13 protein-coding genes are annotated in these 13,622 nt (G+C 68.6%); 8 read left to right on the forward strand and 5 right to left on the reverse strand.

Features of this window, described 5'->3' with window-relative positions; genetic code table 11:
* Positions 1-521: 521 nt before the first annotated feature.
* Complete coding sequence (locus ACZ5IQ_RS16825) at positions 522-1,184, forward strand: DUF1361 domain-containing protein (RefSeq protein ID WP_212814301.1); 663 nt, start codon at positions 522-524, stop codon at positions 1,182-1,184.
* Here ACZ5IQ_RS16825 and ACZ5IQ_RS16830 read toward each other — a convergent pair.
* Positions 1,162-1,824 (reverse strand): response regulator, encoded by a 663-nt coding sequence (locus tag ACZ5IQ_RS16830; RefSeq protein ID WP_212814299.1) that lies wholly within the window; start codon positions 1,822-1,824, stop codon positions 1,162-1,164. The genes ACZ5IQ_RS16825 and ACZ5IQ_RS16830 overlap by 23 nt on opposite strands.
* A 280-nt stretch (positions 1,825-2,104) precedes the next feature.
* Here ACZ5IQ_RS16830 and ACZ5IQ_RS16835 point away from each other — a divergent pair, with 280 nt between their 5' ends.
* The 4 genes from ACZ5IQ_RS16835 to ACZ5IQ_RS16850 all read left to right on the forward strand — a co-directional run bounded on the left by ACZ5IQ_RS16835 (position 2,105) and on the right by ACZ5IQ_RS16850 (position 4,609).
* Positions 2,105-2,338, forward strand: a complete 234-nt coding sequence (locus ACZ5IQ_RS16835; RefSeq protein ID WP_212814297.1) for a hypothetical protein — start codon at positions 2,105-2,107, stop codon at positions 2,336-2,338.
* Positions 2,339-2,381: 43 nt separating this feature from the next.
* The gene (locus tag ACZ5IQ_RS16840) at positions 2,382-2,573 is read left to right on the forward strand and encodes a hypothetical protein (RefSeq protein WP_212814295.1); all 192 of its coding nucleotides are present in this window, start codon (positions 2,382-2,384) and stop codon (positions 2,571-2,573) included.
* Between the two features lie 83 nt (positions 2,574-2,656).
* Positions 2,657-4,201, forward strand: coding sequence for a GAF domain-containing sensor histidine kinase (locus ACZ5IQ_RS16845; protein WP_212814293.1), 1,545 nt, complete (start codon positions 2,657-2,659; stop codon positions 4,199-4,201).
* A 42-nt stretch (positions 4,202-4,243) separates the two neighbouring features.
* Entirely contained in the window at positions 4,244-4,609 is a 366-nt protein-coding gene (locus ACZ5IQ_RS16850) for a response regulator (RefSeq protein ID WP_212814291.1), read from the forward strand.
* Between the two features lie 147 nt (positions 4,610-4,756).
* Here the strand turns inward: ACZ5IQ_RS16850 and ACZ5IQ_RS16855 are convergent, their stop codons facing one another.
* Positions 4,757-4,894 (reverse strand): hypothetical protein, encoded by a 138-nt coding sequence (locus ACZ5IQ_RS16855; protein ID WP_212814289.1) that lies wholly within the window; start codon positions 4,892-4,894, stop codon positions 4,757-4,759.
* A gap of 381 nt (positions 4,895-5,275) precedes the next feature.
* Here ACZ5IQ_RS16855 and ACZ5IQ_RS16860 point away from each other — a divergent pair, with 381 nt between their 5' ends.
* Entirely contained in the window at positions 5,276-6,130 is an 855-nt protein-coding gene (locus ACZ5IQ_RS16860) for an FHA domain-containing protein (RefSeq protein ID WP_212814287.1), read from the forward strand.
* Here the strand turns inward: ACZ5IQ_RS16860 and ACZ5IQ_RS16865 are convergent.
* On the reverse strand, positions 6,124-9,228 hold the full coding sequence (locus ACZ5IQ_RS16865) for an FAD-dependent oxidoreductase (RefSeq protein ID WP_212814285.1): 3,105 nt from the start codon (positions 9,226-9,228) through the stop codon (positions 6,124-6,126). The genes ACZ5IQ_RS16860 and ACZ5IQ_RS16865 overlap by 7 nt on opposite strands.
* Before the next feature lie 123 nt (positions 9,229-9,351).
* On the reverse strand, positions 9,352-11,283 hold the full coding sequence (locus ACZ5IQ_RS16870; RefSeq protein ID WP_212814283.1) for a serine/threonine-protein kinase: 1,932 nt from the start codon (positions 11,281-11,283) through the stop codon (positions 9,352-9,354).
* A gap of 105 nt (positions 11,284-11,388) precedes the next feature.
* Between ACZ5IQ_RS16870 and ACZ5IQ_RS16875 the strand changes: the two genes are divergently transcribed.
* Positions 11,389-12,756: an FAD-binding oxidoreductase gene (locus ACZ5IQ_RS16875; RefSeq protein WP_212814281.1), complete on the forward strand. Its 1,368-nt coding sequence runs from the start codon at positions 11,389-11,391 to the stop codon at positions 12,754-12,756.
* Here the strand turns inward: ACZ5IQ_RS16875 and ACZ5IQ_RS16880 are convergent.
* Positions 12,731-13,006: a hypothetical protein gene (locus ACZ5IQ_RS16880; RefSeq protein ID WP_212814279.1), complete on the reverse strand. Its 276-nt coding sequence runs from the start codon at positions 13,004-13,006 to the stop codon at positions 12,731-12,733. The genes ACZ5IQ_RS16875 and ACZ5IQ_RS16880 overlap by 26 nt on opposite strands.
* Before the next feature lie 142 nt (positions 13,007-13,148).
* Here ACZ5IQ_RS16880 and ACZ5IQ_RS16885 point away from each other — a divergent pair, with 142 nt between their 5' ends.
* Positions 13,149-13,589 (forward strand): three-helix bundle dimerization domain-containing protein, encoded by a 441-nt coding sequence (locus tag ACZ5IQ_RS16885; protein ID WP_212814277.1) that lies wholly within the window; start codon positions 13,149-13,151, stop codon positions 13,587-13,589.
* Positions 13,590-13,622 lie beyond the last annotated feature (33 nt).

Consider the following 13,622-nt stretch of genomic DNA (forward strand, 5'->3'; position numbering starts at 1 on the left):
TGGTGGACGTCTCCGGCTCCACCGTACCCGATGTGCACCGTCGACGTGCGGATGATTCAAATTTGTTCTGTTGCAATATGTTTGCTCGCGGAGCTCTCAGCGATCCGATTTACGGCCACGAAAGTGCCCGTGCCGCTGACCGCGCTCCCGCAGCGTCATCTGGCGTTTCCTGTTGATTTCCAATCGATTTCGTGATGCAGGGTCCGGTTAGCCGGCTACCGCCTTGCGCGGTAGCCGACTAACCTCGTCAAAATGTCTGTGCCACTACCCCGTTGGACAGCGGGATACGCGCGCGGACCACGCAATTGCGTCCGCTGCCGTCGGCGCCTCTGTACCGATCGCCGCCACGCGTCGAATCGACCGTATTGAGTTGTCGCTCGCGTCCGTCAAGGACTGCTCCCCTCCATGGCTCCGCTCGATCAGCTCAGGGCAGGCGCTGCCCTCGGCTTCACATACCCGGGCACGGGCCGGCCGAAACCTCCGAGCCGCAAATTGGGGAAAATCGCAGGCACACTGGTCAGGTGATCGATTTCCGCGGGTACCTGCTGGTCGCCGCCCTGCTCGCCACGACCGCCCTGACACTGGTCCTCGGGATCACCGATCCCGAGGCGCCGCTGTCCTACCCGACCCGGTTCCTGGTGTGGAACATGTTCCTGGCCTGGATCCCGGTACTGTTCGCGGCCGCGTTTGCCGCGGTGACGCGGCGCCGCTGGCTGCTTCCGCTGGGGCTGGGCTGGCTCGCGTTCCTGCCGAACGCGCCGTACCTGGTCACCGACCTGGTCCACCTGGGTGAACGGGACGAGCTGTGGCGCCACGTCCTGCAGTACGGGTTCGCGGCGTGGACCGGCATCCTGCTGGGCACCGTGTCCCTGTTACTGGTGCACAAGCGGATCGATCGCGAGTTCGGACCTGTCTGGGGCTGGCTGACCGTGGTGACGTCCGTGGGTCTCTGTGCGATCGGCGTCGTGATCGGCCGGTTCCAGCGCTGGAACTCCTGGGACCTGGTCACCCGGCCCCACGCGGTCGTGGCGGCCACGTTCGAGTGGGTGCGCTCGCCGCTGTCGTACGTGCAGTCCACCGGGGTCGGGCTGGCGGTCGCCGCGTTCTTCGGGTTGGCCTACGTGACCATCTGGGCACTGGGCGGCGTGTCCCGCCCGCGGGTCAGCGCGAGTCCAGGAAGGTGATGACCGCCAGCACCCGGCGGTGATCTTCACCGGTGTCGGGCAGGTTCAGCTTGCTGAGAATGCTCCGCACGTGCTTCTCGACGGTGCCTTCGGTCACCCAGAGCTGATGCGCGATGCCGGCGTTCGACCGGCCCTCCGCCATCAGGGCCAGCACCTCGTGTTCGCGTTCGGTCAACACCGCCAGCGGGTCTTCCCGGCGCTGCGCCGCGAACAGTTCCTGCACGAGGGCGGGGTCGACCACCGATGCGCCGCCCGTGATGCGGTGCAGCGTCTCGAGGAAGTCGGTCACATCGATGACGCGGCTCTTGAGCAGGTAGCCGATACGCTGGCCGCCGCTGAGCAGTTCCATCGCATGCTCGACGTCGACGTGTGCCGACAACACGAGGATCGCGACATTCGGTAACTCGCCGCGGATCACCTTGGCCGCGTCCAAGCCCTCGGTCGTGTGCGTCGGCGGCATGCGGATATCGGTCACCACCAGGTCGGGGACGGTGTCCCGGACCAAGGCGAGCAGCTCGTCGCTGTCACCGGCCTGCCCGACGACGGTGAAACCCGCGCCGCTGAGCAGGCTCGCCACCCCTTCGCGAAGCAGCACGTCGTCGTCGGCGACGACGACGCGTGTCCCCTCCCGTGCGCCCACTGCGTCCACGTATGTCCTGTTCGTCTCGATCCTGGCCGCCGTGCCGTCAGACGCCGGACGTGCCGCTCATTGCGTTCATCTTGCCTGGCCCCGGTCCCGAGTCGCTCGCGGTCCGGTGAATCGGCCCCGGACCCGCTGACCGGGGGCAGGCATTGCAGCTAGCCCTACCCCCTATTTGGGCGCTGGCATCGACGACACCGGCGACGCCGCGGAGCAATCTGGATACCAGCCGGACACGGCCAACCGAAGAATTCAGAACACCGAAAGCTGGTAGAGGACAATGCATATCACCCGCACCCGGATCATCCCGCTGGCCGCGACCGCCGCAGCGGCCCTGGCCATCGTCGCCGCACCGACCGCGGCGGCCGCGACGCTGCCCACCGGATCCACCGTCACCCAGAGCAGCGGCAACGCCCAGATCGTGGCGACTCCGGGCCCCGCGGCCCAGGAAGCCGGCCAGCTGCAAGAGCCGTTCGGTGGCGACTACGGCTTCCTGCTGTTCCACAACCACTGACCCGATCCCGACCCCTACCGTCCGACCGAAAGCGAGCCCGATCATGAAGAACTCTCTGAAGCGCGCCACCGTGTGGTTGGCCATCGCCGCGGTCGGCGGGGCCCTCGTGGTGGCACCCGTCGCTGCCGCGGACACCGACCCGACCGTCCCCTCCGGCACCGACACCTACAGCCAGTACGTGAACGGCGAACACAACACGAACGCGCCGGCAGGCCACGTCGATCAGTCGTTCTGACGCTTCCGCCAACTCGCCGTCTGCGCCGTCCTGACCGCGGTTAGGGTCGTGACGAGATCAGGCGACCAGACGGGAGGCGGCGGATGAATCCGGCACGATGGAATCCGGCTGTCTCCACCCCGCCGTGGTACATCGGCCTGCTGGTCGCCGCGGGGCTGATCGCTGCCGAGGTAGGGGTGGTGCAGCTGTTGCGCGATCCGCCGCCGCACAGCACGTACGCCATCGTCTTCATGTTCGGCGTGCTGGTCATGAGCGCGGGCTGGGGCCTGGGCCTGTCACTGCTCACCACCGTCGCCAGCACGTTCGCCTATCTGTGGGTGCATCTGGACGGCGGCCCGCTCTTGCCCCTCAAGCCCATCGACGTTCTCACCGTGTCGGTGTTCCTGCCCATCGCCGGGATCGCGAATGTTCTTGGCTGGCAACTGCGTAACCGCGCCCGCGACGCCTACCAGAGCTGGCAGGTCGCCACCGAGGCCACCGAGCGCGTGCGCGAACTCGCCGACCAGCAGGGGGCGCTGCGGCGGGTCGCGACGCAGATCGCCGAAGGCAGATCACCGTCCGACGTCCTATCGGGCGTTGCCGACGAAGTCGCCGCGGTACTGCACGTCCGCAACGCCGGGCTTGTCCGATTCGAGCCGGGCGGCACCGCGACTCTTGTTGCGGCACACGATGAGCCCGGACTCACGGCCGTCTCCGTCGGTACCACGTTGCACCTCGACGGCGACGGCGTCATCGCCGAGGTCCGCTCGACCGGTCGCCCGGCGCGCATGGACACCCACAACGACGCCGGCGGTTCGACGCTTCGCGACCTTGGCCTGCGCGCGTGCGTCGGCGTACCCGTCACCGTCGACGGACAGCTCTGGGGCGCAATGGTTGTCGGCACATCCGGTGCGGATGCACTGCCCGCCGACACCGAGGACTGTCTGAAGGACTTCGCCGAACTCATCGGCACGGCCATCGCGAACGCGCATGCGCGTGCCGAACTCGTCGCGTCCCGCGCCCGCATCGTCACCGCTGCCGACAACGCCCGGCGCGGCATCGAACGCGACCTGCACGACGGCGCCCAGCAGCGCCTGGTCACGCTGGCCCTGCAGGTGCGCACCCTCGAGATGGCCATCCCGCCGGATCCCGCCGAACTGCGGTCCCGCCTCGCCGGCATCGGCGACGGCCTGCGTACCGCGAGCGACGAGCTGCGCGAGCTCGCGCACGGGGTCCATCCCGCGATCCTGTCGCGCGGCGGGCTGCGTCCGGCACTGCGCGATCTTGGCCGGCGCGCACCGCTGCCCGTGGAGGTCAACGTCGATGTCCCGGCGCGGCTGCCCCAGGCCGTCGAGATCGCCGCGTACTACACCGTCGCCGAAGCCCTCACCAACGCCGCAAAGCACGCGCAGGCATCCGTGGTCACCGTGAACGTCCACACCGACGCGACATCGCTGCGCATCTCGGTCGCCGATGACGGGGTCGGTGGTGCGAACCTCGACGCCGGCAGCGGTCTGGTCGGCCTCGAGGACCGGGTGGCCGCACTCGGCGGCAAGCTCCACCTGTCCAGCACCGTGGGCGCCGGCACCACCCTGGTGGCGGAGATGCCGCTGAAAGAGGCCACCGCCGTCGGCACAGATGGCAGCTAGCAGGAATGCCCCGACTGCATCACCCGCGCGACAATGAAGTACATGACGAACGGACGATCTCTGCGATGCGTCATCGTCGATGACAACGCCGACTACCTGGCCGCGGCGACAGCACTGCTGCAGCAGGGCGGCATCGACGTGGTCGGTACGGCGCGGTCACTCTCGGACGGAATGCACACCGTCGAACGGCTGCGGCCGGACATCGCGCTGGTGGACGTGAACCTGGGCGAGGAGAGCGGATTCGACCTTGTCGCCCAACTGAATTCCCATGCGGACACCGCCACCGTCATGGCCATCCTGACTTCCACCTTCACCGAACTGCCCGTCGCCGAGCTGACGGACTCGCCCCCGAGGTTTCTGCCGAAACTCGATCTGTCGGGCGACGCGATCCGCGCCCTCATCGCCTGACGGCCCGAGCCGCACCGGGCCGCGCCACACAGCCGAAACGGCCCGGCTCCCCACCAATGTCACCCCTCGATACCGCCTTCTCATCGAAAACCCTTGGAAGGCAGAAACACTGGTCTGGTGGAGCCGGGCCGGTGGCCGAACGCGCGATCAGAGAGGCTGATCCAGCGCGCCGGCAGACTGGTCGGCCTCGTCGCGGTCTGCGCCGGCGACAGGTGCCAGCGTTAACGCTCCGATGGCGGCGACAGCGGCCAGCCACGGGGCGAAGTGCTTGACGGCGATCTTCATGGTCGGCACGTCCTTTCAGGTCGGTGGCCGGTATTCCGGCGTGCTTCCATCGTCGGTTCTGACCTGCACGTTTGTCGCTCCCGCAGGCACCCGTTGTGCCCTTGCAGCTAGCGGGTACACGAAGACGATCCCTGACGTCGCCCACGAGGGCCGCGCGCCCATCGCGGTTGAAGCCAGGTACGCGCTGAGGCCGTCTGAAGTCCCTGAGTTCAGTAACCGACGGCAGATTGTCACCGTGATCGACGTCAGGGACGTCGTGCCTCTTCAACGGTCAGTACCAGCGGCCGAGCACCTGCCGCCGACGGGCACTCGCCACATGGCACGGGGTCGGACGCTGACTTATCATCAGCATCTGCGGCACACTACCGAGGCGGCGACAAGGTGGAACAGAAGCGGCACTACGTGGCCATCGGCCGCGGAGAAGGTCTGGTCGCCCGATTCGGTGACGTACTGGCATATATCGCCGACGGCGCCAGAGCCCGCCCACTACTGCGAGTGCTCAGCACCACCGTCCCGCCGGCGTTGCCGCAGGCGCTCGCCGCGCTCGCGTACGGTCCGGAATCCGACACGGTGCCGCACTTCGGTGCGCTGATACCGACCACCGACTGCCTGCATCTCATCGTGCGCGGCGAGGTGATCGCCGACGTCGAGGCGGGCGGCGGGCAGCGGCGCCTCGGCAGCGGCGGCCGGCCACTTGTCGACGAGCCGGTCGCACCCTGGTTCGACCGCATCACGATCTGTGGCACCACAACGACATTCATGCCCTGCGCGGACACCGATCTGATCGCCGGCGTGGTGCCCGGCGGCGGCTTCGTACTGCAGTCGAGCACGGCGCGGTCCGCCGCCCAGCAAGCACCACAGCCGGCGCCCGCGACCACGCGCGCGCGTCCCGTCACCGGCGTCCTCACTGCCGACGACGGGGCGGTGTACCCGTTGGACCGTGCGTACATCATCGGTCGCAACCCGATGATCGACCCCGCGGTGGTCAGCGGGGCGGCGTCGCCGATCAGCTTGCCCGACGACCCGCAGGTGTCGCGCGTCCACGCGTATGTCACCGTCACCGGCGGCCTGGTCCTGGTCCGCGACGCGCAGACCGTCGGCGGTACCCACATCGCGTCGCCGGGAGACCAGACCTGGACGCAGATCGGCGACCAGCCCGTCGAGTTGCTACCCGGCTGCTACCTGCGGATCGGTCAGAAGATCTTCACCTACCAGGTGCCGGCCCAGAGTCAGTAGGCGAGTTTGTCGGCGTCGGACAGGATGTCCCAGTTCCCCGTCCGCAGCGTCCCCAGTGCCACCGGACCGACACGTCGCTGCTCGCGGACCGCTTTCTGGGCGGCCGCGAGGTCGGCCGGATGGTGCCCCAGCACCGTCGCCCCGACCGCGCGGCCCTTCGACACCACCAGCCGGCGATAGGACGGCACCGCCGGCCGGTCGATGACCACCACCTCGTCACCCGGGCCAGGGTCCACCGGACCGATCGAAAACAGCTCCAGTTCAACGCCTTTGAGGATGGTCGGCGGGGTCTCGACCGGCACGGTCCGGTCGCCGCCGAGTGCGTTGACCGCCGCCGCCTCGGCCTGTTCGGTGGCCACCGGCCACAGGCCGAGCACCCGGCCGCCGTGCTCGGCCACGTCGCCCGCGGCGTAAACGCCGGGCACTCGGGTCTGCATGCGGTCGTCGACCAGTACGCCTTTGTTGACGGGAAGTCCTGCGTCCCTGGCCAATTCGATGTTTGGCCGGATACCGGTGGCGGTCAGGAACAGCTCGCACGACAGGATTCGGCCGTCCTTGAACCGCGCGCCCGTGACGGCCGGGTCGCCGCGCACCTCCGCGGTTTCCGCCTTGTGCGCGATGGTGATTCCGGCGCGGGCGAAATGCTCGGCCACCAGCTGCGAGCAGCGCGCGTCGATCTGCTTGCTCAACAGCCGGGTGCCGCGTTCGAGCACGGTCACGTGCAGCCCGAGCTGATGCAGGCAGTACGCCGCCTCGAGCCCCAGCAGCCCACCGCCGGCCACCACTGCGTGCCGGGCCCGCCGTTCCTGCACGTACGCGCGGATCCGCGTCGCGTCGGCAGCCGAGCGCAGCACGACGCTTCCCGGACGGTTCAGTCCGGGAATGTCAGGGACTGCGGCGCTGGACCCCATCGCCAGGATCAGCCGGTCATAGGGCAGCGTCTCGCCGGTGCCCAACCGCACCACCCGCGAACGCAGATGGATACCGGACGCCCACGTGTTCAACCAGGCGGTGACACCGTGGTCGTCGTACCACTGTTCGGGCAGCAGGTACAGCCCCTGCATCGCCGACCGGCCGTACACCAGGCGCGAGATGCCCATGCGGTTGTACAGACCGTGCGGTTCGGCTCCGACCAGATGGATTTCGCAGTCGGGGTGGCCGCGGCGCAGGAAGTCCGCGGCCGTCACTCCGGCGATGCCGTTGCCGATCACCACGATGCTGACGATCGACCGGTCGTAGCTGACGGGCCTACTCGCGGTGGTGTCGGCACGTTCGGGTGTCAGCGACACCGTGACGTCACCGCCTTGAATCCGGGCGCAGCACGCCATCCGGCTGGACTTGCCCAGACCCAACCGGTTCAGCGTCTTGAGCTCGTCGGCCTCTGCCGGTGACAGACAGCTCATGCCGGCGACGATCGACACGGGATCGGCGCCGCACACCCCCATGCGGCAGCCCGCCTCGATCGGCTGTCCACTGCTTTCCGCGACGTCGAGCAGACTCATGCCGATGTCGGCCCCGACGGGCTCGGCATCTGATTCGAAACGCACTCGCACCGCGGCGGTTTCGCCGCCGGCGCCGTCCACGCGCGCCGGCACCTTCGGCTGGTTCAGCAGCACCGGTTCGGCCCGCGCTCCGGTGACATAGGCGAACTGCAATTCGCTGACCCGGGTTCGGGCCAGCCACCACAGCGTCAGCAGAGCGATCGCCGAGGTGATCAGCCATCGCAACCAGGGGGCGTCGAGACCGGTGATCTGTCGTACCGAGTCGGCGATGATGGGACCGGAGAACCAGTAGTAGGCGTTGATCGCCACCGCGGCGAAGATCGCGGTCACCATGGCTTGGCTCAGCGGCGTGACGGCCTGCAGCACATAGCAAAGCCCCACGCTCACCAACACGAAAAGCGCCAGCACACCGTACTTTTCGGTCGTCGTGCCGCCCTGCTGGGCATGCACGGTGAAGAACCCGGTGATGAATCCCGGTAACGCGGCCGCGAACAGGACGCGCGGCGCACTCCAGCGTGGTTCGGGGTCGGCCATGTCGGCCTGCCAGGCGGCCCGGGGCTTGAAGTCGTAACAGTTCTTCGCGCAGCCCAGACAGGACTCACAGTGACTGTTCGGCGAGGTGACGTACGGCGTCTGCCCGTACGTGCGCTGCAGCGGCAGCAGCGGGCAGATGCTGGAACACCAGCCGCTCTTGCCTTTGAGCAGAAACCCACCGGCGAACGCCGACGCGATGATGACGGCCAGCACCACGCCCATCGCCGGTCCGCTGCGGTCCAGGCCGGCCAGCCGCGCTCCCGCGATACCGAAGAACAGGCCGGCGGCGATCAGGAAGCTGTTGCGCGTCCACCAGCCGGGCGCGGTGGCGGCCCGGCTGAATCCGGCCACCCGGGGCAGTTGATTCGACGCCGACAGTGGGCAGATGTTGCGCCACACACCTGGCGCGATGAAGAACAACGCCGGCCACAGCGGCACGATGACGCGGAAGAAGACGAACAGTCCCGCGGCCGGCCGGACGAACAGTGTCACCACCACCGCGAGATACGCCAGTACGCTGACGACCCGGATCCCGAGCCATGTCCGGCGCGAAATCTTGTGCGGCAGTTCGGTATACGACGGGAACAGGTCCCGAGTCCCGGTCGGATCGATGCCCAGGGCGCGCTCAGCGAGCCGCAGCCCCGCCGGCCGGACCGCCACCGCCGCGGCCGCCGGGACCGGGACGTCGACGAGCTTGATCACCTGCATGGTCCGCGTGGGGTCGTGGGCGGCCGCGGCGACCGGCGCCGGCTCCCCACTCGACAGCTTCGGGGCGTGGATGACGAGTATCTCGGTGCGGCCCAAGCGGATCACGTCGCCGGTCGACAGCGTGCCCCGTCCGGTCAGCAGCACCCCGTTGACGGTGCTGCCGTTACTGCTGCCGAGGTCGACGACCGACAGGGCGGTCGGGGTGGGAACCAGGCGCAGATGCCGGCGGGACACCTCACTGTCGGCGAGGTTGATGCCATCACACTCGCGGCCGAACTGCACCGGCCTGCTGAGCGTCATACGGCGGGCCGGCCGGCCCCATTCGCGGATCTCGATCACCGGCGGCTCAGCCATGGTCAGCTCCCCGAGAACTCGTCACCACGCAGCGCCCGGATGATCTGGGCGAAATCGCTGGTGGTCAGCTTAAATCGGTCGGCCTCGGTCCGCTGTCCGATCCGCGCTTTCGGGCCGGCGCTGTCAGTCTCCGGTGCGCATGAACTTGTCGGTGAAATCGCCACCCTTGCATTCGCCGCCGGTCGACGTGTTGATGCCTCGACCCTCGAGCGCCGGGATCGGATCCTGAAGATCGGTCGGCAGCGGATATTCCGCGGTGATCTTGACGTGCGTGGTCCCACCGAGCGCGCACGGGACGGTGCCCTCCTCGGTACGCGTCCACTTGCCGCCGGCGAAGATCAACGTGACCACACCGTCCATCGCGTGGAACGCACTGATACAGCGGTCCCCCGTGCGCAGGCACTGCGTACGCACCTGCAGATCCGGCGCACCGGGGGCGAAACCGCCGACCGCGTACACGATGTTCTCGTGGTAGCGGCCGTGCAATGTCGAGGCCGGCGAGGTGGTGCGTGGCGGTAGGCCGGCGGGGTCGGCGACGCTGCCCAACTCGCCGTCACCGGTGCGGGTGAACGTGACGGTCCGTTTGACGCTGCTGCACCCGTTGACGGCGTTTCGCGTGGTCTCACCTGCCAAGGTGCCGTCGGGCCTGGGCGTCAAGGTGAAGACCACCCACACCTCTGTCGGCGCCTCGTCGGGCGCGTCGGTACATTTCACGGCCCCGGTCCCGACGGCGACCCACTCACCGGATATCTGGTCGAACGTCATGTTCGACACCACGGGCACGGCGCTCTTGCCGGTGTACGACGCATTGGCTATGCACCCGTTGGCACCGCACGATGACCGCACGTCCCACTGACCAGTGATCGCCGGCCCGCCCGGGATCGCCGTGCCCTGCAGATCGGTCGCCGGACCGTATTCGGCGCGGTACCTGCCGCTGAAACCGGTGCCTGCCGCGGTGGCCGCCGGGCTCGGGGCCGCCGGTTGCGCGCTGGGACGATCGTCTCGTCCCAGCAGCTGCACTCCGGCGAACACCACACCGGCGACGACCAGTAGGGCGACCACCGCCAGGACCGCGATGAGCGCGCCGGATCGTGACGACCGCGTCGGCGGCGGGGCAAACTGGGTGGACGGGTTCTGGTACGGCGGTGCGTGTCGGGTGGGCGGCGGCACCGGCGCGGCCATGGTGGGCTGGTTGCGAAAATCGTTGGGCACCATCGTCATCGGTTGGCGCGACTGCTGTTCGAGGGCGTGCGCGAACTCACCGCAGCTGGCGAAGCGCGCTGCGGGTGTCTTCGACATGGCCCGGGCCAGTACCGGATCCAGGCCGCGGAGTTCGGGCCGATGCTCCCCCAGGGACGGCGCCGGCGCGGTGACGTGTTTGGTGATGACCACCGCCGGATTGCTGTCGGCGTACGGCGGATTCCCGGTCAGAAGCTGGAATGCCGTGCAGGCCAACGCATATTGATCGGTCCGGCCGTCCATCCCCTCGCCCCGGAGCTGCTCCGGCGCCGCGTATGCGACCGTCCCCACCGCCATGTTGGTCGCGGTGAGCCCCGCCGAGTCGTTCATCGGCCGGGCGATCCCGAAGTCGGCGAGGTAGATGCGAGATGTCTCGGCGTCCAGCAAGATGTTGGCCGGCTTCACATCCCGGTGCAGCAGGCCCCGCCGGTGCGCGTGATCGAGCGCCGACGCCACGGCCTGGATGATCGGCAGCGCCACCTCGGGCGGCATGCCGGTGGGATAGTGCTCACGCAACAGCTGCGCGGCATCGGTCCCGGCCACATAATCCATCGAAATCCAGAGCTGGCCGTCGCACTCGCCCCGGTCGTGGACGCCGAGGATGTTGGGGTGCGACAGCGTGGACACCAGGTCCGCCTCGCGCAGGAATCGCGGTCCGTAGTCGGGATCCGACGTCAGATCGGCCGACAGCACCTTCACGGCGTCCAGTCGCGGCAGCCGCGGATGCGAAGCGAGGTACACGCTGCCCATCCCGCCCGCGCCCAGTTTCCGCCGGATGGTGTAACCGGCGAAAACCTGACCCTCGGTGAGCAACACGGGCAAATCGTAGGCCCGCGGGGGTGCGGGCGCAGGCAACGTCGACAAATCCGCCCAGCGGACCAGTCCGGTCCATGACGACCGCGGTCTCGATACAGTCCGACGATGCACGCCGCCGCACTGAACCGTCTGGCCGATGCCCTGCCCGACGGCGCGCTGATCACCGATCCCGACATCATCGAGCGCTACCGCCGAGATTCGGCAGCCGACCCGAACGCCGGCACCCCCATCGCCGTGGTGCGCCCCGCCGGTACCGCTGACGTGCAGCAGGTGCTGCGGTGGGCCGCCGAACACCGCGTCGCCGTGGTACCGCGCGGCGCCGGATCGGGCCTGTCCGGCGGGGCCGACGCCGTCGACGGATCCGTGGTGCTCAGCACCGAACGGATGCGGGACATCCGGATCGATCCGGCCACCCGGACAGCCGTGGTGCAGCCGGGCCTGACCAACACCGAGGTCAAGCGCGCGGCTGCCGAACACGGTCTGTGGTATCCGCCGGACCCGTCGTCCATCGACATCTCGTCGATCGGCGGCAATGCCGCGACCAACGCGGGCGGCCTGTGCTGCGTGAAGTACGGCGTCACCGGTGATTACGTGCTCGGCATGGAGGTCGTGCTGGCCGACGGCACGGCATTGCGGCTGGGTGGTCCGTTACTGAAAGACGTTGCGGGACTGTCGTTGACGAAACTGTTCATCGGGTCCGAGGGGATTCTGGGGGTTATCACCGAGCTGACGCTGCGGTTGATCCCGGCTCAACCGCCCGCGTCGACCGTGGTGGCTTTGTTCGACTCCGTCGAGGATGCCGCCAACGCCGTGGTCGCCATCACCGGTGAAATCCGGCCGGCCATGCTGGAATTCATGGATCACGCGAGCATCAACGCCGCCGAGGACCACATGCGGATGGGCCTGGACCGGTCTGCCCGGGCGATGTTGTTGATGCAGTCCGACGCGCCGGGGGCCGCGGCGGAAGAAGTGGCGACGATCGTGCGCAACTGCGAGAAGTGCGGCGCCACCGAGGTTTTCGCCACCGATGATCCGGCCGAGGGCGCCGCGTTCACCGCCGCCCGCCGCGGCATGTTCGGCGCGGTCGAGAAGCTCGGCAGCTTATTGCTCGAGGACGTGGGCGTCCCGATACCGCAACTTCCCGCGTTGGTCACGGGGGTCGAGGACATCGCCGATACCTGCGACGTGCAGATCTACATGGTGGCGCACGCCGGCGACGGCAACACCCATCCGATCATCGTGTACGACCCCACCGACCCCGACGCCACCGACCGCGCCCAGCGCGCGTTCGCCCGCATCATGGAGCTGGCCATCGGGCTCGGCGGCACCATCACCGGCGAACATGGCGTCGGACGGCTGAAGCGGGACTGGCTACCCGCTCAGCTGGGCGACGACGCCATTGCCCTGACGCGGCGCATCAAAGACGCGCTGGATCCGCAGGGCATTCTCAACCCCGGTGCGGTGCTGCGCTAGTCACCTCGACGTGGGCCCGGACCCGTCCGGCGTCGTCGCACCAGCCCTTGCTCGCGGCGTATGCCAGCATGCCGGCCAGGTTCTGCCGCCATTGGTCGTCATCGCCCCGGCCGGCCAGGTCGGTCAGCACGTCCGGCGCGATCCAGGCGTGCTCGGGTACCTCGATGACCACCTTGAAGGCCGTGAAGTCGTCCGGTTCACGCACCTCGACGACTGGTGGGATTCCGGTGGGGTCGATGTGCAGGTACATTCGCGCTCCTTCGTTGACGGGCGCCGCCGATTGTGTGCGGGACCACCGGCCGCTGGCGGCACGTGTCCCACCCCGTGGGGCGAAAAGTCGATCTCACGTGCGCGTCGCCTGGCGGTAACCAACGATCCGTACAGTCGCTGGCATGTCCGAAGAACCCACGAGCCTCGCCGAGCAGACCTTCCGGGATCTGCTCACCGCGGCCATCACGCGGGGAGACCGGCCGCCACCCACCACGATTCTGGGCCCGACCTGCTGGATTGCGCTCGACGCGCTGGCCCGCGAGCACCCGGACGCCACGCCCGAGCGCGTCATCGCGGCGTACGACGCGTTCGCGATCGAACATCAGGGCACCGGCGGAACCGAGAACGACGTCGAGGCCGAGGTCGATCCCACCACCGCGCGGGCCACCGAATACGCCGCCATCGACGCGCTGGTGGCGCAACTGACCATCACCTACCCGAACATCGACCCCCGGACGGTGCGGGCCGTTGTCCGCCGGATACACGCCGATTTCCACGATCACGCGGTGCGGGACTTCATCCCACTCTTCGTGGAGCAGGCTGCGCACCGGAAACTCGCCTAGACCGACCTGCTTCGAGAGCGGCACCGCCCTGGC

The sequence above is a fragment of the Mycobacterium toneyamaense genome (genome assembly GCF_055384815.1).

Excerpts from the sequence above, each read along its gene's own strand:
- ACZ5IQ_RS16865 (WP_212814285.1), bottom strand. The coding sequence starts at position 9,228 with ATGGCTGAGCCGCCGGTGATCGAGATCCGCGAATGGGGCCGGCCGGCC.
- ACZ5IQ_RS16880 (WP_212814279.1), bottom strand. The coding sequence starts at position 13,006 with ATGTACCTGCACATCGACCCCACCGGAATCCCACCAGTCGTCGAGGTG.
- ACZ5IQ_RS16835 (WP_212814297.1), top strand. The coding sequence starts at position 2,105 with ATGCATATCACCCGCACCCGGATCATCCCGCTGGCCGCGACCGCCGCA.
- ACZ5IQ_RS16875 (WP_212814281.1), top strand. The coding sequence starts at position 11,389 with ATGCACGCCGCCGCACTGAACCGTCTGGCCGATGCCCTGCCCGACGGC.
- ACZ5IQ_RS16885 (WP_212814277.1), top strand. The coding sequence starts at position 13,149 with ATGTCCGAAGAACCCACGAGCCTCGCCGAGCAGACCTTCCGGGATCTG.
- ACZ5IQ_RS16855 (WP_212814289.1), bottom strand. The coding sequence starts at position 4,894 with ATGAAGATCGCCGTCAAGCACTTCGCCCCGTGGCTGGCCGCTGTCGCC.
- ACZ5IQ_RS16840 (WP_212814295.1), top strand. The coding sequence starts at position 2,382 with ATGAAGAACTCTCTGAAGCGCGCCACCGTGTGGTTGGCCATCGCCGCG.
- ACZ5IQ_RS16845 (WP_212814293.1), top strand. The coding sequence starts at position 2,657 with ATGAATCCGGCACGATGGAATCCGGCTGTCTCCACCCCGCCGTGGTAC.
- ACZ5IQ_RS16850 (WP_212814291.1), top strand. The coding sequence starts at position 4,244 with ATGACGAACGGACGATCTCTGCGATGCGTCATCGTCGATGACAACGCC.